This is a genomic window from Dietzia sp. WMMA184 (genome assembly GCF_002441635.1).
Classification (GTDB): Bacteria; Actinomycetota; Actinomycetes; order Mycobacteriales; family Mycobacteriaceae; genus Dietzia; species Dietzia kunjamensis.
Map to the genome: position 1 here is coordinate 743,459 of NZ_NXEI01000001.1, position 20,236 is coordinate 763,694.

Annotated in this window: 15 protein-coding genes and 3 rRNA genes; all 18 read right to left on the reverse strand. The window is 66.5% G+C overall.

Annotated features, from left to right (window positions below):
- Positions 1 to 51: 51 nt before the first annotated feature.
- The 18 genes from recN to argB all read right to left on the reverse strand — a co-directional run bounded on the left by recN (position 52) and on the right by argB (position 20,235).
- A complete protein-coding gene (gene recN, locus CK206_RS03480) occupies positions 52 to 1,797 on the reverse strand; it encodes a DNA repair protein RecN (protein WP_096905556.1) in 1,746 nt (581 codons plus the stop codon).
- Between the two features lie 9 nt (positions 1,798 to 1,806).
- Complete coding sequence (locus tag CK206_RS03485) at positions 1,807 to 2,736, reverse strand: NAD kinase (protein ID WP_096905557.1); 930 nt, start codon at positions 2,734 to 2,736, stop codon at positions 1,807 to 1,809.
- The gene (locus CK206_RS03490) at positions 2,733 to 3,554 is read right to left on the reverse strand and encodes a TlyA family RNA methyltransferase (RefSeq protein ID WP_067715729.1); all 822 of its coding nucleotides are present in this window, start codon (positions 3,552 to 3,554) and stop codon (positions 2,733 to 2,735) included. The genes CK206_RS03485 and CK206_RS03490 overlap by 4 nt, the downstream gene beginning before the upstream one ends.
- Positions 3,554 to 3,766, reverse strand: a complete 213-nt coding sequence (locus CK206_RS03495; protein WP_067715725.1) for a hypothetical protein — start codon at positions 3,764 to 3,766, stop codon at positions 3,554 to 3,556. Before CK206_RS03495 ends, CK206_RS03490 begins: the two co-directional genes overlap by 1 nt.
- 10 nt (positions 3,767 to 3,776) lie before the next feature.
- Positions 3,777 to 4,775, reverse strand: coding sequence for an HAD-IIA family hydrolase (locus tag CK206_RS03500; protein ID WP_096905558.1), 999 nt, complete (start codon positions 4,773 to 4,775; stop codon positions 3,777 to 3,779).
- Between the two features lie 5 nt (positions 4,776 to 4,780).
- Positions 4,781 to 5,866: a hypothetical protein gene (locus tag CK206_RS20080; RefSeq protein WP_216824115.1), complete on the reverse strand. Its 1,086-nt coding sequence runs from the start codon at positions 5,864 to 5,866 to the stop codon at positions 4,781 to 4,783.
- A gap of 108 nt (positions 5,867 to 5,974) precedes the next feature.
- Positions 5,975 to 6,091 (reverse strand): 5S ribosomal RNA (gene rrf, locus CK206_RS03510).
- A gap of 91 nt (positions 6,092 to 6,182) precedes the next feature.
- Positions 6,183 to 9,278, reverse strand: a 23S ribosomal RNA gene (locus CK206_RS03515).
- Positions 9,279 to 9,619: 341 nt separating this feature from the next.
- Positions 9,620 to 11,136: ribosomal RNA gene (locus CK206_RS03520) — 16S ribosomal RNA — on the reverse strand.
- Together the 16S, 23S and 5S rRNA genes form the textbook arrangement of a ribosomal RNA operon.
- 546 nt (positions 11,137 to 11,682) lie before the next feature.
- Positions 11,683 to 12,963: a tyrosine--tRNA ligase gene (gene tyrS / locus CK206_RS03525; protein WP_173674758.1), complete on the reverse strand. Its 1,281-nt coding sequence runs from the start codon at positions 12,961 to 12,963 to the stop codon at positions 11,683 to 11,685.
- A 6-nt stretch (positions 12,964 to 12,969) separates the two neighbouring features.
- Positions 12,970 to 13,593, reverse strand: coding sequence for a DNA-3-methyladenine glycosylase (locus CK206_RS03530; RefSeq protein WP_096907256.1), 624 nt, complete (start codon positions 13,591 to 13,593; stop codon positions 12,970 to 12,972).
- A gap of 59 nt (positions 13,594 to 13,652) precedes the next feature.
- On the reverse strand, positions 13,653 to 13,874 hold the full coding sequence (locus CK206_RS03535) for a Trm112 family protein (protein WP_067714095.1): 222 nt from the start codon (positions 13,872 to 13,874) through the stop codon (positions 13,653 to 13,655).
- Positions 13,875 to 13,879: 5 nt separating this feature from the next.
- Positions 13,880 to 15,319, reverse strand: a complete 1,440-nt coding sequence (gene argH / locus CK206_RS03540; protein ID WP_096905559.1) for an argininosuccinate lyase — start codon at positions 15,317 to 15,319, stop codon at positions 13,880 to 13,882.
- Positions 15,316 to 16,515 carry an argininosuccinate synthase gene (locus CK206_RS03545; protein WP_067714089.1) on the reverse strand — a complete coding sequence of 400 codons (1,200 nt, stop codon included), beginning with the start codon at positions 16,513 to 16,515 and terminating at the stop codon, positions 15,316 to 15,318. The genes argH and CK206_RS03545 overlap by 4 nt, the downstream gene beginning before the upstream one ends.
- A 48-nt stretch (positions 16,516 to 16,563) precedes the next feature.
- Positions 16,564 to 17,061 carry an arginine repressor gene (locus tag CK206_RS03550; RefSeq protein WP_096905560.1) on the reverse strand — a complete coding sequence of 166 codons (498 nt, stop codon included), beginning with the start codon at positions 17,059 to 17,061 and terminating at the stop codon, positions 16,564 to 16,566.
- Positions 17,058 to 18,065 (reverse strand): ornithine carbamoyltransferase, encoded by a 1,008-nt coding sequence (argF, locus tag CK206_RS03555; RefSeq protein WP_371606843.1) that lies wholly within the window; start codon positions 18,063 to 18,065, stop codon positions 17,058 to 17,060. The genes CK206_RS03550 and argF overlap by 4 nt, the downstream gene beginning before the upstream one ends.
- Positions 18,062 to 19,303 carry an acetylornithine transaminase gene (locus tag CK206_RS03560; RefSeq protein WP_096905561.1) on the reverse strand — a complete coding sequence of 414 codons (1,242 nt, stop codon included), beginning with the start codon at positions 19,301 to 19,303 and terminating at the stop codon, positions 18,062 to 18,064. Before CK206_RS03560 ends, argF begins: the two co-directional genes overlap by 4 nt.
- Positions 19,300 to 20,235 (reverse strand): acetylglutamate kinase, encoded by a 936-nt coding sequence (gene argB / locus CK206_RS03565; protein WP_067714080.1) that lies wholly within the window; start codon positions 20,233 to 20,235, stop codon positions 19,300 to 19,302. The genes CK206_RS03560 and argB overlap by 4 nt, the downstream gene beginning before the upstream one ends.
- Position 20,236 lies beyond the last annotated feature (1 nt).

Sequence of the window (20,236 nt, forward strand, 5' to 3'; positions counted from 1 at the left end):
GTATCACGCGTGTGATTCACGTGACCAGGGAGGTCTGCCCGGCGTGTCGGATTAACGGTCGACTTGAGCTTGAGACTTTTCCCGTTGAGCCTTCTCCAGCAACTCCCGCGCATGTGCCAGACCTGTGTCGGTGTCCTCCATACCGGCGAGCATCCGGGCGAGTTCGGTCACCCGATCGGAGTCGGCGACCGCCGTGACCCCGGAGACGACCCCGTCCGATCCCCCGGCGCCGGTGTCCTTGTGCACGACCAGGTGCGTGTCGGCGTACGCCGCGACCTGGGCGAGGTGGGTCACCGCGATGACCTGGTGGGTTCTGGCCAGTCTGGCCAGCCGCTTACCGATGCTCAACGCCGCCCGGCCGCCCACTCCCGCGTCGACCTCGTCGAACACCAGGGTCCCTCCCCCGGATCTCTCGGCCAACACCACCTCGAGCGCGAGCATCACCCTCGACAGCTCGCCTCCCGACGCGCCTCGGCCGAGCGGGACGATGCCCGACGGCCCGTCGAGCGCCAGCTCGACGTCGTCGAGACCCGACTCCGAGGCGCCGTCGAGGCCTTCGCCTGATCGGGTGACCCGGACCACGAGCCGGGCCCCGCCCATCGACAGCTCGGCCAGCTCGGCGGACACCCTCTCCGCGAGATCGTCCCCGGCGGCGCGTCGGATGCGCGTCAGTGTGGCTCCGCGCTCGTCGAGTTCGGCGGCGAGGCGCTCCACGGTGGAACGGAGTTCGGCGACGGCGGAGTCGGAGGTGTCGACCTCACCGAGCCGCGTACGGGCCCTGTCCGCCCACGCGAGCACGTCGTCGACATCGGTGCCGTATTTCCGGGTCAACGCCCTGAGGTCGTGGCGTCGTTCCAATGCCGAGTCGAGGTCCGCCGCGTCGACCGGCAGCTCGGCCAGGTACAGGCCGAGCTCGGTCGCGGCATCTCCGAGCGCCGCGACGGCCTGGCCGATGCTGGTGGCGATCGGGTCGAGCGCCGGGTCACCGGCAGCGGCCAGACGGTGCCGCAACTGGTCGAGGACGCCCACCACCGGCTCGCTGGTCTCGCCGTCACCGGCGAGGACGTCGTGGGCCTGACCCGCGACCTCTCGCAGTTCCTCGGAATCGGTGAGTCGGCGGATGCGGGCGTCGAGTTCGGCCTCCTCCCCCGGCTCGGGCCCCAGGGCATCGATCTCCTCGAGTCCCATCCGCAGCAGGTCGGCTTCCCGGGCCAGCTCACGAGCCCGACCGGTGCGCTCCGCCAGTGAACGCTCGGCGTCCCGCCACAGCCGATAGGTGTCGCGGTAGGCGTCGAGGGCCGCCCGCGCCTCGTCCCCACCGTGGGCGTCGACGGCGTCTCGCTGCCTGTCCGGACGGAGCAGACGCAGCTGATCGTTCTGCCCGTGCACGGCCAGCACCGGCGCGCAGAAGCGGGCGAGGGTCCCGGCGGGGACAGACCTCCCCCCGAGCCTGGCACGCGAACGGCCGTCCGCACCCACCCGGCGTGCGGCGATGACACTGCCGTCCTCGTCGAGTTCGACGTCGGTGTCCTCGAGCAACTCGTCGAGGTCGCGTCGGTCGGCTGCGTCCATGGTGGCCGTCGCGGCCAGGTCGAAGCGCCCTTCGACGAGTGCCTTCTCCGCACCGCGCCGGACACGCCCGGGGTCCGCGCGCCCTCCGGCCAGGAGCCTCAGTCCCGTGACCACCATCGTCTTGCCCGCGCCGGTCTCGCCGGTGAGCACCGACAGCCCGGGCGAGAAATCGGCCACGGCCTCGTCGATGACGCCGAGGCCGCTGATCCGAAGTTCCGTGAGCACGCACCCACCCTAGGTGAGGGGCCGGACAGCGGACCGCCCACGCCACCCGGTGACGGGCAGTTCGAACTTCGTGACCAGTCTGTCGGTGAACGGCGAGTCGTCCAGTCGGACCCACTTGACCGAGCGCGCGCCCCGCACCACCTCGACCCGGCTGCCCGGCGGGACGTCGACGAGGCGTCGTCCGTCCACCACCACCACTGCCGGGCCGGAATGCACCCCGGTCTCCACCGCGACCCTGGAGGAGGGTGCCACGACCATCGGACGGGCGAACAGCGCGTGGGCGTTGTTGGGGACCACGAGGATGGCGTCGAGTTCGGGCCAGACGATCGGCCCGCCGGCCGAGAACGCGTAGGCGGTCGACCCGGTCGGCGTGGAGACCAACATGCCGTCACAGCCGTAGTCACTGACCGGTCGGCCGTCGATCTCCACGGACGCCTCGAGGACGCCCTGCCGGGAGACCTTCTCGATGCTGACTTCGTTAAGTGCCCAGTCCCGGGCCAGGACGGTGTCCCCGTGGATGACGGTGGCCTCCACCGTCATCCGTTCGACCACCCTGTAGTCCTTCGCCGCGATCTGCTCGACGACGCCACTGAGCGAGGAGACCTCCGACTCGGCGAGGAAGCCGATGTGTCCGAGATTGACCCCCAGGATCGGCACGTCCGCGGCGTTGGCGTACTGGCAGGCGCGCAGGAACGTGCCGTCACCACCGAGGACCAGGACGAGTTCACACCCTTCGGCGGCCTCGGGGATGTCAGGGACCGTCTCCACGCCCGCCCCCGTGGCGACGCTCTCGCTGGTGCCCTCCACCATCCGCACCGCGATGCCCCTGGTCGCGCACGCGTCGACCACCTGGGCGACGGTGGCGACGATGTCCTGCCGGGCGACGTTGGGGACGAGCAGGATCCTGCGCGAGTGCACCGGTCCGGGCGTGCCGTTCATTGCGGGCCCTCCTCTACTGCCGTCCGTATGGCCTGCTGCGCCTCGGCGCTCATCTCGAGTCGCTCTCCCGCGCCGACCTTACGGAGGTGGAGGAAGTACTCGACGTTCCCGGACGGGCCGGGGAGCGGGCTGGCGACGCATCCCAGCGGCTCCAGTCCGAGTGCCGCGGCAGCCCGGGCGACACCGGTGACCGCCTCGATCCGCAGTGCCGGGTCGCGCACCACACCGCCCTGGCCGACACGCTCGCGGCCCACCTCGAACTGGGGCTTGACCATCGGCAACAGGTCGCCTCCCGGGCGCACGCACGCTGCGAGCGCGGGCAGGACGAGTGCGAGCGAGATGAACGACAGGTCGGAGACCACGAGGTCCACCGGGCCACCGATGTCGTCCGGGGTCAGGGAGCGGACGTTGGTCTTGTCGTGCACGCCCACGCGCTCGTCGCTGCGCAGGCGCCACACCAACTGTCCGTACCCCACGTCCACCGCCTCGACGCGGGTGGCGCCACGCGAGAGCAGGACATCGGTGAACCCGCCGGTCGACGCGCCTGCGTCGAGACACCGAGCTCCGGAGACCGGCACGTCGGAGAACGCCTCGAGGGCTCCGACCAGTTTGTGGGCTCCGCGGGATGCCCAGTCCGGTTCATCGGAGGCGGTGAGCGCGATCGATGTGGTCGGCTCGACCTGGGTCGCGGGCTTGGTGGCTGCCACCCCGTTGACGATCACGCGCCCGGAATCGATGAGATCACGGGCGCGTTCCCGACTGTCACAGATCTTGCGGCGAACCAGTTCGGCGTCCAGCCGCATCCGCTTCGCGACCATCAGCGCCGACTGTCCAGCGCCGTCAGCGCCAGCGCGAGGAGCTCGTGGGCGGCGTCGAGGGCGGCCACCTGGTCGTCCCGGACAGATGAGCCGTCCGGTCCAGCGCCCTGGCCCCCGACGGAATCGGCGAGCAGATCGTCGAACGTCGAGCGGAGTTCGTCGGTGTCGGGGCCCGCGGGCCCGGGGCGTGGCTGTGGTCCGGGGGTCGTCACGGTCTACACGCTAACCGACGCCGAGGCCCGCACCCGCCAGCCGGGATCGCAGACCCTCGTCGGCCGCCCGGAATGCCTTCGACTCGTGACGCCACGCCAGTCTGACCACCGCACGGGCGAGATCGAGCCGATCGAGCGCCTCCGGCGCGCTGGTCAGGTGCAGGGCACCGTTCTCGACCGTTCCGTCCAACTCCACTGCGGCGTCGATCCGGCTGGCCTCCGCCGAGGCAGACAGTGCGGAGAGATCGTCCGCCAGGTAGGTGGCCCGGCTGTCGGGATCCGCGACCAGGAGATCGTCGACGCCGTGGACGCCGGTCAGCACCATGAGCGACGGCATCCCGGCGGCGACCGCACCCTGGATGTCCGTATCGAGGCGGTCACCGATAACCAGCGGGCGGGTGGAACCGACCAGATCCGCGGCGGCGGTCAACACGCCGGCGGCCGGTTTGCCCGCGACCAGGGGCTCGCGATCGGTCGCCGCACGGAGGGCGGCGACCAGGGACCCGTTCCCGGGGAGCAGGCCTCGTTCGGTGGGCAACGTGGCGTCCACGTTGGACGCGACCCAGGGCACACCCCGACGGATCGCCAGACATCCCTCGGCCAGATCCGACCAGGTCAGTTCCCGGGACAGTCCCTGCAGGACGACCTCCGGATCGTCGTCGGCGGACAGGACGACCTCGTACCCGGCCTGCCGGGCGAGGTCGCGGAAACTGTCGTGTCCCACCACCAGGACCCTGGCACCGGGATCGACATGGTCCGCAGCCATCACCACCGCGGCCTGCGCGCTGGTCATGACGTCGTCGGCACCGGCGGAGAAGCCGAGCGACCGAAGATGGTCGGCGGTGTCCCCGGGCGAGCGGCTCGCGTTGTTCGTCACGTAGACCACGGGGAGCCCCGCGTTCGCGAGCGCCTCCGCGGCCCCCGGGATCGGCTGGCTACCGCGGATGAGAGTGCCGTCGAGATCGACGAGTAGGGCGTCGTGCCGTGCGGCCAGCGAAAGGGAGCTCAACTGACCTACGCCTCGAGCTCCGCGAGACGAGCCTCCGCGTCGGTGGTCTGCTCGGGGTCCGCGGTGACGGCGTGACCGAACCAGTCGGCCGCCTCCTTCTTGCGATCGGCGACGAGCAGCACCTCGGCGTAGGCGTAGTCGAGACGCGCCGCGGACTCACCGCGGGCGTCCTTGTCGAGGCCGGCGTCCTGGAGGGTCACCAGGGCAGCGTCCAACTGGCCCATGTCCACCCGGGCACCGGCCTCCACGATGCGGAGTTCGATGAGCTCGTCCCCCTCGAGCATCCTCGATTCCTCCCCACGGGCCAGTTCGATGGCACGTTGGGGCCTCTCCAGGCCTCGTTCGCAATCGGCCATCATCGCCAGCAGGCCCGGCCCGCCGGAGATCCGGCGGGCCGCCCGGAGTTCGCTCAGCGCTTCCGACCATTCGCCGGCGCGGTACGCCAGCACGCCGAGAGTCTCCCGGACGACACCGATGCGCCCGGCCCTGTTCTTGGCCGCGCGACCGTGGGCGAGCGCGAGCTGCGGATCCTCGTCGACCAGGTACATGGCCGCCACCATGTGCTTGGCGACGGACTCGGCGTTGGACTTGTCCAGACTGCGCAGGTCGCGGCGGATCTCTGGGTCGAGGTCGCCTGCCTCGATGTCATCGGGCAGCTGCGGCTCGTCGGCCCTGGCCGCTCGGCGTGCCTCCTGACCGGGACGCCCCTCCGATCTACGGTCGTCGCCGGGCCGGCCACCTCGCCGGGCCCCGCCCGGGGCGCCGGATCCGCGTCGGTCTCCGCTGTCACGTCGGTTTCCGCCGCCGCGACCGCCGACGGGGGCCCGTCGCGGACCGCCTCCGCCGTCGGAGCCGGCACCGCGACGTGCGGTGCCGTCGCCGGCGGAACGCGGACGTGCATCCTGTCGATCGGCCTGCTTCGCACCGTCCGACCGGCCTGTCTCCGAGCCGTCGTAGCGCTTTCCGCGGCGCTCGCCGTACGAGCTGTTGTCTCTACGACGCTCCTGTGGAGCCCGATCTCCCCGGCGGGGTACGTCGCGGTCGCCGCGTCGGGGCGAGCGGTCGGTGTTCTCGGGCCGAGGTTCGTTCACGTCGTTCACCTTACGTGCACCGGACGGACCGGCACTGGAGTGGGTAGAAGGGCACAAATGCGACCAGCGGGAGGAACATTTAGTCCCTCCCGCTGGTCTTTAAGTTGTGTTCGGCGGTGACCTACTCTCCCACACCCTCACGAGTGCAGTACCATCGGCGCTGGCAGGCTTAGCTTCCGGGTTCGGAATGGGACCGGGCGTTTCCCTGCCGCTATGGCCGCCGTAACTCTGTGAAACAAGGCCCACGTGTTTTTGCGTGGGTGTGTTGTTTCAGATACTGCACAGTGGACGCGTTGCGATTCTTTAGGGGCTGTTTGTGTGTAAGCCCTCGGCCGATTAGTACCGGTCACCTGCACGCATTGCTGCGCTTCCAGTTCCGGCCTATCAACCCCATGGTCTGTGGGGGGCCTTAACCACGCGAAGGTGGTGAGAAACCTCATCTTGGAACAGGCTTCCCGCTTAGATGCTTTCAGCGGTTATCCCTTCCGAACGTAGCTAACCAGCGATGCTCCTGGTGGAACAACTGGCACACCAGAGGTTCGTCCGTCCCGGTCCTCTCGTACTAGGGACAGCCTTCCTCAAGTTTCTTACGCGCGCGGCGGATAGAGACCGAACTGTCTCACGACGTTCTAAACCCAGCTCGCGTGCCGCTTTAATGGGCGAACAGCCCAACCCTTGGGACCTACTCCAGCCCCAGGATGCGACGAGCCGACATCGAGGTGCCAAACCATCCCGTCGATATGGACTCTTGGGGAAGATCAGCCTGTTATCCCCGGGGTACCTTTTATCCGTTGAGCGACACCGCTTCCACTTGCCGGTGCCGGATCACTAGTCCCGACTTTCGTCCCTGCTCGACGTGTCAGTCTCACAGTCAAGCTCCCTTGTGCACTTGCACTCAACACCTGATTGCCATCCAGGCTGAGGGAACCTTTGGGCGCCTCCGTTACTCTTTAGGAGGCAACCGCCCCAGTTAAACTACCCACCAGGCACTGTCCCTAACCCAGATCATGGGCCGAGGTTAGACGTCCAATACGATCAGAGTGGTATTTCAACAACGACTCCACACACACTGGCGTGCATGCTTCACAGTCTCCCACCTATCCTACACAAACCGAATCGAACGCCAATACCAAGCTATAGTAAAGGTCCCGGGGTCTTTTCGTCCTGCCGCGCGTAACGAGCATCTTTACTCGTAGTGCAATTTCGCCGAGTCTGTGGTCGAGACAGCAGAGAAGTCGTTACGCCATTCGTGCAGGTCGGAACTTACCCGACAAGGAATTTCGCTACCTTAGGATGGTTATAGTTACCACCGCCGTTTACTGGGGCTTAAATTCTCAGCTTCGCCTTGCGGCTAACCGGTCCTCTTAACCTTCCAGCACCGGGCAGGCGTCAGTCCGTATACATCGACTTACGTCTTCGCACGGACCTGTGTTTTTAGTAAACAGTCGCTTCTCTCTGGTCTCTGCGACCACCCCCAGCTCAGATCGCAAGGATCGTCACCGGGCGTGGTCCCCCTTCTCCCGAAGTTACGGGGGCATTTTGCCGAGTTCCTTAACCACAGTTCTCTCGATCGCCTTGGTATTCTCTACCTGATCACCTGTGTCGGTTTGGGGTACGGGCCGTGTATGAACTCACTAGAGGCTTTTCTCGGCAGCATAGGATCACTGAATTCCCCACAACGGGTATGCATCAAGTCTCAGCCTTGATGTGACACGGATTTGCCTATGTCACGGCCTACACTCTTACACCAGTACAACCACTGACTGGCCCAGCTACCTTCCTGCGTCACCCCATCGCTTGGCTACTACCAGTTCAGGTCCCGCGCATCCGGTCCACGTCATCCCGAAGGATGCTCTAGGACGTTCAGGGCGGTTAGTATCACTGATTCACCATGGGCGCGCACACACGGGTACGGGAATATCAACCCGTTGTCCATCGACTACGCCTGTCGGCCTCGCCTTAGGTCCCGACTCACCCTGGGCAGATTAGCTTGACCCAGGAACCCTTGATCATTCGGCGGACGAGTTTCTCACTCGTCATTCGCTACTCATGCCTGCATTCTCACTCGTGTGGCCTCCACACCTGGATCACTCCGGCGCTTCTATGGCCACACGACGCTCCCCTACCCATCCATACACCTGCCCGGAGGAGGTTATTGTATGAATGCCGCGGCTTCGGCGGTGTACTTGAGCCCCGCTAAATTGTCGGCGCAGGACCACTTGACCAGTGAGCTATTACGCACTCTTTCAAGGGTGGCTGCTTCTAAGCCAACCTCCTGGCTGTCTCAGCGATCCCACATCCTTTTCCACTTAGTACACGCTTAGGGGCCTTAGCCGGCGATCTGGGCTGTTTCCCTCTCGACTATGAAGCTTATCCCCCACAGTCTCACTGCCGCACTCTCACACCTCGGCATTCGGAGTTTGGCTGACGTCAGTAACCTTGTAGGGCCCATCGGCCATCCAGTAGCTCTACCTCCGAGGTGAAACATGCGACGCTGCACCTAAATGCATTTCGGGGAGAACCAGCTATCACGGAGTTTGATTGGCCTTTCACCCCTACCCACAACTCATCCCCTCAGTTTTCAACCTAAGTGGGTTCGCGCCTCCACGACGTCTTACCGTCGCTTCACACTGGCCATGGGTAGATCACTCCGCTTCGGGTCTAGAGCATGCCACTCAAACGCCCTATTAGGACTCGCTTTCGCTACGGCTTCCCCACACGGGTTAACCTCGCGACATACCACTAACTCGCAGGCTCATTCTTCAAAAGGCACGCCATCAGCTTATGAGCCTCTGACGGATTGTAAGCACACGGTTTCAGGTACTATTTCACTCCCCTCCCGGGGTACTTTTCACCATTCCCTCACGGTACTAATCCGCTATCGGTCACCAAGAAGTATTTAGGCTTACCGGGTGGTCCCGGCAGATTCACAGCAGATTTCACGGGCCCGCTGCTACTTGGGAACACAAATCGCCCCGCCGCAAGGTTTTCAGGTACGGGACTCTCACCCTCTCCGGCCGACCCTTCCAAGTCGTTCCCCTAACCCGCGATCAATCAGCGCCCGGTCCGGCAGAACCGGGACATCATGCCCCACAACACCACACACGCAACCCCTGCCGGGTATCACACGCATGCGGTTTAGCCTGATCCGCGTTCGCTCGCCGCTACTGACGGAATCACTGTTGTTTTCTCTTCCTGCGGGTACTGAGATGTTTCACTTCCCCGCGTTCCCTCCACACACCCTATGTATTCAGATGCGGGTAACACGCCATCACGCGTGCTGGGTTTCCCCATTCGGACACCCTCGGATCACAGCTCGTTTGGCAGCTCCCCGAGGCTTATCGCAGCCTACTACGTCCTTCATCGGCTCTTGGTGCCAAGGCATCCACCGTGTGCTCTTACACACTTACATTCACAAACAATTAAAGATGCTCGCGTCCACTGTGCAGTTCTCAAACAACACACACCAACCCCACCCACACCCCGGCCACGTATGGCGCATCAGATGTCTCGGGAATCAGTGCCATCAGAAACAACCAAACCCGAAGGCCCGATGGTGTTGTTTCAGACACCCAACAGTGTGTTTCGTCCGGACCACGCTAACGCCGGCACCAGATCCTGCAATCTGATACCGCCGATCACGGCGAGTCCTACGCGATAGTGTTCCACCCAATGAGCCACAGAGCGCGCCACATTCGGACGCGAACCCTGCGCAAACTCTGACCACACCAAAGCGTGGTGAGTGCTCCTTAGAAAGGAGGTGATCCAGCCGCACCTTCCGGTACGGCTACCTTGTTACGACTTCGTCCCAATCGCCGATCCCACCTTCGACGGCTCCCTCCACAAGGGTTAGGCCACCGGCTTCGGGTGTTACCGACTTTCATGACGTGACGGGCGGTGTGTACAAGGCCCGGGAACGTATTCACCGCAGCGTTGCTGATCTGCGATTACTAGCGACTCCGACTTCATGGGGTCGAGTTGCAGACCCCAATCCGAACTGAGACCAGCTTTAAGGGATTCGCTCCACCTCGCGGTATCGCAGCCCTCTGTACTAGCCATTGTAGCATGTGTGAAGCCCTAGACATAAGGGGCATGATGATTTGACGTCATCCCCACCTTCCTCCGAGTTGACCCCGGCAGTCTCTCACGAGTCCCCACCATTACGTGCTGGCAACATGAGACAGGGGTTGCGCTCGTTGCGGGACTTAACCCAACATCTCACGACACGAGCTGACGACAACCATGCACCACCTGTATACAAGCCACAAGGGAAACGACATCTCTGCCGTCGTCCTGTATATGTCAAGCCTAGGTAAGGTTCTTCGCGTTGCATCGAATTAATCCACATGCTCCGCCGCTTGTGCGGGCCCCCGTCAATTCCTTTGAGTTTTAGCCTTGCGGCCGTACTCCCCAGGCGGGGCGCTTAATGCGTTAGCTACGGCACGGAGTCCGTGGAAGGACCCCACACCTAGCGCCCACCGTTTACGGCATGGACTACCAGGGTATCTAATCCTGTTCGCTACCCATGCTTTCGCTCCTCAGCGTCAGTTACTACCCAGAGACCCGCCTTCGCCACCGGTGTTCCTCCTGATATCTGCGCATTTCACCGCTACACCAGGAATTCCAGTCTCCCCTGTAGTACTCAAGTCTGCCCGTATCGCCTGCACGCCCCCGGTTAAGCCGAGGGATTTCACAGACGACGTGACAAACCGCCTACGAGCTCTTTACGCCCAGTAATTCCGGACAACGCTCGCACCCTACGTATTACCGCGGCTGCTGGCACGTAGTTAGCCGGTGCTTCTTCTGCAGGTACCGTCACTTGCGCTTCGTCCCTACTGAAAGGGGTTTACAATCCGAAGACCGTCATCCCCCACGCGGCGTCGCTGCATCAGGCTTTCGCCCATTGTGCAATATTCCCCACTGCTGCCTCCCGTAGGAGTCTGGGCCGTGTCTCAGTCCCAGTGTGGCCGATCACCCTCTCAGGCCGGCTACCCGTCGTCGCCTTGGTAGGCCATTACCCCACCAACAAGCTGATAGGCCGCGGGCTCATCCTGCACCGAAAAACTTTCCAACCCCCACCATGCGGCAGGAGTTCATATCCGGTATTAGACCCGGTTTCCCAGGCTTATCCCGAAGTGCAGGGCAGATTACCCACGTGTTACTCACCCGTTCGCCACTCGTGTACCCCCGAAGGGGCCTTACCGTTCGACTTGCATGTGTTAAGCACGCCGCCAGCGTTCGTCCTGAGCCAGGATCAAACTCTCCATAAAAGCTTCTCAGCACTACGAAAAGCACAATCCAAGCAAAAACAAACCAAAAACTGGCTGTTCAAACAAAAACGCGACCCCCACGACAGGGATGTGAAAGGGTCGCAACCAAACAAAAAATTTGGCACTATCACAAACAAAACACACTGTTGAGTTCTCAAACAACACCCACACACCGTCTCCGCGGGGCTGTTCGCCTCGCCTCAACCGGGGTAATCTTCGCCGCCCTCCCGAGGAGGGCAACTCCACCAGCGTAACAGGTTCGCGTTCCGATTCACAATCCGGTCTGCTTTCCCGCCTCGCGGCGCCGCTGCCACTCTCTCGAGGGCAACTTCTCCATCTTAGCTACCCGGTCTCACCGGGTCAAACCGGCGGGATCTTCCTGCTGTTCGGAGCCTGTCTCCTCGGCGTCCCCGGCCTCTCGGCCCGGGCCGCTCTCGGCGACTTCCAATAAGTTACGCAGACGTGAACGGAAACGCAAACCCGCAGGTAACTCGCCGAAACGCCGACAGCGCCGGGATCACCGGCGCTGTCAACGATCCTCGGGACTCAGGCGATCCTGACCCCGGCGAAGTTCTTCTTCCCCCGGCGGAGCACCAGCCATGAACCATGGAGGAGATCGGGGGCCGTCGGCGTCCATTCCGGATCCGAGACGCGCTCGTTGTTGACGTACGCGCCGCCCTCCCCGATCGCACGCCGCGCCGCCCCCTTGCTGTCGCAGAGACCGGAGGCCACCAGGAGATCGACGATCGTGGCGGGCTCACCGTGAGCGATCTCGACAGCGCCGGCATCCTCCAGCGACGCCGCCAGCGTCGCCTCGTCGAGGCCGGTCAACTCTCCCCTGCCGAAGAGTGCCTGCGCTGCGGCCTGCACGGACTCGGTGGCGGAGACCCCGTGCACCAGGGTGGTCATCTCCTCGGCGAGTCGCTTCTGCGCGGCCCGCATGTGGGGCTTCTCCCGGGTGAGTTCCTCGAGTTCGTCGATCTCCTCCCTACCGAGGAAGGAGAACCACCGCAGGTACCGCACCACATCGGCATCGGCGGTGTTGAGGAAGTACTGGTACCAGGTGTACGGGCTCGTCATCGCTGGATCGAGCCACAGACTCCCGCCTCCGGTCGACTTCCCGAACTTCTTCCCGTCCGATGAGGTCACCAGAGGAACGGTCATCGCGTGCACGGACTCCCCGTCGACCCGGCGGTTCAGATCCACTCCGCCGACGATGTTGCCCCACTGATCGGACCCCCCGAGCTGCAGCGTGCACCCCATGTTGCGGCGCAACTGCAGGAAGTCGTTGGCCTGCAGGAGCATGTACGAGAACTCGGTGAAGGAGATCCCCTCCCCCTCCAGCCGACGCTTGACCGTGTCCCGACCCAGCATCGTGTTCAGCGAGAAGTGCTTGCCGACATCGCGGAGGAACTCGATCACCGTCATGTGGCCGGTCCACTGCATGTTGTTGACGACCCGCGCCCCCGCGGGGCCCTCCGTGAGGTCGACGAACCGCTCGAGCTGCCCGGCGATCCGTTCGGTCCACTCCGCCACGGTGTCGGACGTGTTCATGACCCGCTCCCCCACGTCGCGGGGGTCACCGATCATGCCGGTGGCACCGCCTGCCAGAACGATCGGCCGGTGTCCGGCCAACTGGAACCGGCGCAGGGTCAGTAGCGGGATGAGGTGACCGGCGTGCAGGCTCGGCCCGGTCGGGTCGAACCCGCAGTAGAGCGACACGGCGCCCTCGTCGAGGTGCGCCCGGAGCGCATCGAGGTCTGTCGACTGGGCGATCAGCCCGCGCCACTGCAGTTCATCGAGGATGTTGTTGGTCACGACCCACATTGTCCCTCACTCGGCGCGCCCGGCCACCACGGGGCGGGTCACCTGCGGGGCCCGTGGGCTGCGTCGGTACGCGGAGACCTCCCGCGCGCCGGCCACCCAGAACCGCCACGGGCGGTCGGCCTCACGGGAGACCCCGACCCTCGGACCGGACCTGATGTGGTGGCCGGGGAGCGGGTCCGGGCGGAAGTGGACCGACGACGACGAGTCGAGCACGTCGATGCCCCTCATCGTGAGGTCGATGCCCAGGGTCCTGCCGAGATTGCCGGGTCCGCGGGCGGCCCGCTCGGCCGGGATGCCGGGCCGGCGGGAGTCCACGACCTCGTGGCCGCCGGCGATGCGGGCCGCCCGGAGCAGAACACCCCCGCCCTCCCCGGCGGGCCGGCACGTGATGTTCACACACTGGTGGATCCCGTGGCTCAGGTAGACGTACAGATGACCGGCGTCCCCGAACATGACCTCGTTCCGGGGGGTGGGGCCCGGCCAGGTGTGAGCGGCCGCGTCGGGAAAGCGGGATTCCGGTGGCCCGCCGTAGGCCTCGACCTCCATGATCCTCACCGAGACCGCGCCGTGGCACAGGATCCCTCCGAGCAGAGCCCGGGCCGCGGTGTCAGGCGATGACTCCCGCAGCAGCGTCCGGAACCGATCGGCATCGGTGCCGACGGCGGGGCCTGTCCGGTCGTCCGGGGGACTCACCCCTCGGTGCCTCCACCTGCCAGGGCGACCAGCTCCGCGTGCTCGGCGTCGTCCACCTGCCGGGATTCGTCGACCAACAGCACGGGGATGCCGTCGTCGATCCGGTAGGCCCGGCGCAGACGCGGGTTGTACAGCGTCTCCGATCCCGCGAGCAGGAGCGGGCCCTTGTCCTCGGGGCAGGCGAGGATCTCGAGCAGACGTGCGTCAATGACGGACATGGCGCTCACCCTACCCAGCCCGCGAACTCGTCGCGGATCTCGCCCAGCCGCCTGCGCTGCGCGGCCACCGCCTCGCCCGCGGTGCCACCCCGGGCGTTCCTCGACGCGATCGAACCGGTGACGGTGAGGACCTCGCGTACCTCGGGCGTCAGCGCGGGGTCCACGGCCGCCAACTCGTCGTCGTCCAACTCGTCGAGCCCGACGCCGCGGTTCTCGGCCACACGGACGCACTCCCCCGCCGCCTCGTGGGCGACCCGGAACGGGACGCCCTGCCGGACCATCCACTCCGCGATGTCGGTGGCCAGGGTGAACCCGGCGGGCGCGAGCTCGGCGAGCCGCTCCGGATGGAACTCCAGGGTGGCCACGAGACCGGCCATGGCCGGCAGCAACAGATCCAGCTGCGCCACCGAGTCGAAGACCGGTTCCTTGTCCTCCTGCAGATCGCGGTTGTAGGCCAGCGGTTGCGCCTTGAGGGTCGCCAGCAGGCCGGTCAGGTTACCGATCAGTCGACCGGTCTTCCCGCGCATCAACTCCGCCACGTCCGGGTTCTTCTTCTGCGGCATGATCGAGCTGCCCGTCGACCACTCGTCCGCCAACGTCACGTACCCGAACTCGGGCGTGGACCAGGCGATGATCTCCTCCGCCAGGCGGGACAGGTCGACCGCGATCTGCGCCAGCACGTACGACGCCTCGGCGGCGAAATCGCGGGAGCTCGTGGCGTCGATCGAGTTGTCGGCCGCCCGGTCGAAACCGAGCTCGGCGGCGATCGCGTCCGGGTCCAACCCCAACGACGACCCCGCCAGCGCACCCGATCCGTACGGCGACACCGCCAGACGACGGTCGAGATCACGGATCCGGTCCAGATCGCGCAGCAACGGCTGGGCGTGCGCGAGCAACTGGTGGGCGAGCAGGACCGGCTGCGCGGCCTGGAAGTGCGTCTTGCCCGGCATCACCGTCTCGGGGTGGGCGTCCGCCTGGCCGACGAGCGCGTCGACCACATCGAGGACCCCCGCCGCGACCGCCCGCACGGCGTCGCGGAGCCACATGCGGAACAGGGTCGCCACCTGGTCGTTGCGCGACCGGCCCGCTCGCAGCCGGCCCCCCACCTCGGGCCCCACCCGCTCGATCAGGCCGCGCTCGAGGGCGCCGTGCACGTCCTCATCGGACTGCGCCGGGACGAACGCCCCCGAATCGACGTCCGCGGCGAGGCGGTCCAACCCGTCGAGCATGGCGTCCAGGTCGGGACCGGTGAGCAGACCCGCACGGTGCAGAACCCGGGCGTGGGCCTTGGACGCGCGGATGTCGTACGGGGCCAGCTCCCAGTCGAAGTGGGTGGACTTGCTCAGCGCGGCCATGGCCTCCGACGGCCCGCCGGAGAACCGACCTCCCCACAGGGAGCCCGTGTTGGTGCCGTGGCGCCCGGAGTCGCCCTGCTCCGCACTCACAGGCCGAGGTCCCGCTTGGCGGCGATCTTGGAGCTCAGGCCGTGCAGGTTGACGAAGCCCTTCGCGTAGCTCTGGTCGAACGAGTCGCCCTCGTCGTAGGTGGCGAGGTTGAAGTCGTAGAGCGAGGAGTCGGAACGACGGCCGTTGACGGTGATCGAGCCGCCGTGCAGGACCATCCGGATGTCACCGGACACGTGCTGCTGCGTGTTGTCGATGAAGGCGTCCAGGGCGTACTTGAGCGGCGAGAACCACAGACCGTCGTAGACCGCGTTGGACCAGGTGTCGGACACGCCGGACTTGTAGCGGGCGAGCTCACGCTCGAGGGTGACGTCCTCGAGTGCCTTATGGGCGGTGATGAGGATCATTGCGCCCGGCGCCTCGTAGACCTCGCGGCTCTTGATGCCCACCAGGCGGTCCTCGACCATGTCGAGGCGCCCGACGCCCTGTGCGCCGCCGCGACGGTTGAGCTCCTCGATCGCTTCGAGCACGCTCACCTTGCGGCCGTCGATCGCGACCGGCACGCCCTCGGAGAAGGTCACCGTGACCTCGTCGGGGGCGGCGAAGTTGATGGTCGGGTCCTCGGTGTAGTCGTAGACGTCCTTGGTCGGGGCGTTCCACAGATCCTCGAGGAAGCCCGTTTCCACCGCACGGCCCCAGACGTTCTGGTCGATGGAGAACGGCGACTTCTTGGTGACGTTGATCGGGATCTCGTTCCGCTCGGCGAACTCGATGGCCTTCTCACGGGTCCAGGCGTAGTCACGGACCGGCGCGATCACGTCGAGGTCCGGCGCGAGCGCCCCGAAACCGACCTCGAAGCGGACCTGGTCGTTGCCCTTACCCGTGCAGCCGTGCGCCACGGAGGTCCCGCCGTGCATCTTGGCCGCGGTGACCAGGTGCTTGACGATGAGCGGACGCGAGATCGCCGAGACCAGCGGGTACTCGCGCATGTACAGGCCGTTGGCCTTGATCGTGGGGGCGCAGTAGTCATCGGCGAACTCGTCGCGGGCGTCCACGACCACCGACTCGACGGCTCCGCAGTCCAGTGCGCGCTGCCGGATGACGTCCATGTCCTCACCACCCTGACCGAGGTCGATGGCGACGGCGACGACCTCGGCACCGGTCTCCTGACCGATCCAGCTGATGGCGACGGAGGTATCGAGTCCGCCGGAGTAGGCGAGGACGACGCGATCGGACATGGTGTTCTCCTTGATGTGTGGGGTCTGTTCAGGGGTGTGCGGGGCCGGTCAGATCTGGCGTCGTGCCAGTCCGGCCAGCCGGTCGGCGAGTTCGGCTCCGGTGACGGGTTCACGGGCCATCACGAATATGGTGTCATCCCCCGCGATGGTCCCGACGACGTCGTCCAGATTGGCCCGGTCGAGGGCGCTGGCGAGGAAGTTTGCCGCCCCGGGAGGAGTTCGCAGGACCGCGATGTTGGCACTGTGGTCGGCGGACACGAGCAGGTCCGCGATCAGCCTGCCCAGCCGGTCCGTCCCGCCGGGGATTCCCGGCACGTGGCTGCCGTCCTCGGGGATCACGTAGCGCCCGGCGCCTCCGTCGGCGGCGCGGAGCTTCACGGCGCCGAGTTCGTCCAGGTCCCGGCTGAGGGTGGCCACCGCCACGGCGATACCCTCCTGCGCCAACGCCTCGGCGAGCTCGGTCTGACTGCGCACCGGTCGGCGACGCAGGATCTCCGTGATCCGGGCGTGCCGGGCCGTCCGGCTGACGGTGCCGACGGCGGTCACGATCGCTCCAGTAGCCAGACCAGCAGCGCCTTCTGGGCGTGGAGTCGGTTCTCGGCCTCGTCGAAGACCCGACTGCGGGGGCCGTCGATCACCTCGGCGGAGATCTCCTTGTCCCGGTAGGCGGGCAGGCAGTGCAGGACGATGACATCGTCCGAGGCCCTGGCCACCGACGCCCGGTCCAGCTGGTAGTCGGCGAGGTCCCGCAGGCGCTGCGTGGCCGAGTCCTCCATGCCCATCGAGACCCAGGTGTCGGTGATGAGGACGTCGGCATCGTCCACGGCCGGGTCGACGTCCGCCGTGATGGTCACCGAACCGCCGGTTCCCGCCGCGATCCGCTGGGCGTCGGCGACCACCTGGCCGGTGGGCTGGTACCCCTCGGGGGCCGCGATGGTGATGTGCATGCCGGCGGTCGCGAACCCGAGGAGGTAGGAGTGGCCCATGTTGTTGGCCCCGTCCCCCAGGTACACCGCCCGGAGTCCCTCGGTGCGGCCGAAGTTCTCGCGGATGGTGAGCAGGTCGGCCAGGATCTGGCACGGATGGAACTCGTCGCTCAGGGCGTTGACGACGGGAACGTCCGCGTGGGCGGCGAGTTCGACGAGGCCGTCCTGTGAGTAGGTGCGCCAGACGATCGCCTCGACGTAGCGCGACATCACCCGGGCGGTGTCGGAGAGGGTCTCCCCCTTGCCCATCTGGGTGGAGCCGGACTCGACGACGATGGCGTTCCCGCCCAGTTCCGCGATCCCGGCGTCGAACGAGAACCGGGTGCGGGTGGATGTCTTGTCGAAGATGACCGCGACCGACCGCGGGCCCTCCAGGGGTCGGGCGGAGAACGGCTCGGCCTTGAGTTTCAAACCGAGGTCCAGGACTTCGGCCTGCTCGGCGGGGCTGAGGTCGTCGTCGCGGAGGAAGTGACGGAGCGCAGGGGTGGAGGAGGCCACGGGGGTGGTGGAGGTCGCGGTCGACGCGGTCGCGGCGGTCGATGAGCTGACGGTCGGGCCGGTCATGACGAGGACTCCTTCTGGGCTGCGATGGTGGACGACGCGGTGTCGAGGATCCCGGGCAGCGCGGACACGAACTCGGCGACCTGCTGTTCGGTGAGGATGAGCGGTGGTGCGAGGCGGACCACGTCCGCCGTGGTGGCGCCCACCAGGTACCCGGCTCCGCGCGCCGCCTCCTCCACCGCTTTGGCGGCCGGCGCGGTGAGCACGATCCCGAGCAGGAGGCCCCGTCCACGCACGTGGTCGACAAGTGGGTGGTCGAGGCACTCGATTTCGGCGGCGATGATCTTGCCGAGGCGGTCGACGTGCGCCACGAGGTCATCGGACTCGATCGTGTCGAGTACGGCGAGAGCGGCGGCGCACGAGATCGGGTTGCCGCCGAAGGTGGTGCCGTGCTGCCCGGCGGTGAGTAGTTCGCCCGCGGCGCCGACGCCGAGGCACGCGCCGATCGGCAGGCCACCACCGAGCCCTTTCGCGAGGGTGACCACGTCGGGCACGACCCCGGCCTTGCGGCAGGCGAACATCGCACCGGTACGGGCGATCCCCGTCTGGACCTCGTCCACGATCATCAGGACGCCGTGCTCGGTGCACAGGGCGCGCACGTCGGCGAGGAACCCCTCGGGGGGCTCGACGACGCCGCCCTCGCCCTGGAGCGGTTCGATGATGACGGCGGCCGTCTCGCCCGGAGCCTGCTCCACCAGCGTGGTCAGGGCGTCGATGTCGCCATAGGGGAAGAACTCGACCCCGGCGGGCATCGGCTCGAACGGCGCGCGCTTGGCGGGCTGGCCCGTCATCGCCAACGCCCCCATCGTCCGTCCGTGGAAGCCGTTCTCCGCTGCCAGGATGCGGGACCGGCCCGTCCGGCGGGCGATCTTGAACGCGGCCTCGTTGGCCTCGGCTCCCGAGTTGCAGAAGAAGGCCCGTACCGGCTGGTCCACCGCCAAGAGGGACTCGAGGCGTTCGGCCAGCTCGACCACCCTGGGGTGGACGTACAGATTGGAGATGTGCCCGAGTTCGGCGACCTGGCGACTGACCGCGTCGACCACGGCCGGGTGGCCGTGTCCGAGGGAGTTCACGGCGATCCCGCCGAGCAGGTCGACGTACTCACGACCGTCGGCGCCCGTGAGCGTCGCGCCACTGCCCGAAACCAGCTCAAGCGGCGGGGTGCCGTAGTTGCGCATCAGCGCGTCGTCCCACCGCGCGGTGAGGGTCGGGGTGTCGGTGACGGTGTGCGCGTCGTTCATTTCTCGACTCCTGCCGGCGACCTGGTTTCGTGGTGGCCCTCGGTGACCATCGTCCCGATGCCCCCTTCGGTGAGGATCTCGAGCAACACCGAGTGTTCGACGCGGCCGTCGATGACGTGGGCTGCGTGCACCCCGCCCCGGACCGCCCGCAGACAGGCCTCCATCTTGGGAACCATCCCGCTCTCGAGGGACGGGAGGAGCCGCTCGAGTGGTTCGGTACCGAGATGCGTCACGAGGGACGAGCGGTCCGGCCAGTCGGTGTACAGCCCCTCGACGTCGGTCAGGACGATCAGCTTCTCCGCACCCAGGGCCGCTGCGAGCGCCCCGGCCGCGGAGTCGGCGTTGATGTTGTGCACGGTTCCGTCGGAGTCGGGCGCGATGGTCGACACGACGGGGATCCTGCCCGCCTCGATGAGGTCGAGGACGGCCCGCGGGTCGACGGACTGCACATCGCCGACCAGGCCGATGTCGGTGGGTTCCCCGTCGACCATCGCTGTCCGGCGAACCGCGGTGAACAGTCCCGCGTCCTCTCCGGAGATCCCGACCGCGTAGGGGCCGTGGGCGTTGATCAGACCGACGAGCTCGCGTCCGACCTGGCCGAACAGCACCATGCGGACGATGTCCATGACCTCGGGGGTGGTGACCCGGAACCCGCCGCGGAACTCGCCCTCCATGCCCAGACGACCGAGCATGGAGGTGATCTGCGGCCCGCCCCCGTGGACCACCACGGGCTTGAGCCCGCAGGTGCGCAGGAACACCATGTCCGCCGCGAAAGCCGCTTTGAGGTCGTCGTCCACCATGGCGTTACCGCCGTACTTGACCACGACGATCTTGTCGTGGAACTTCTGCAGCCACGGCAGCGCCTCGGCGAGCACGTGCGCGCGGACGAACGGCGTCAGCTGCGTGGAGCCGTCGTTCATCTCGGTGGTCATG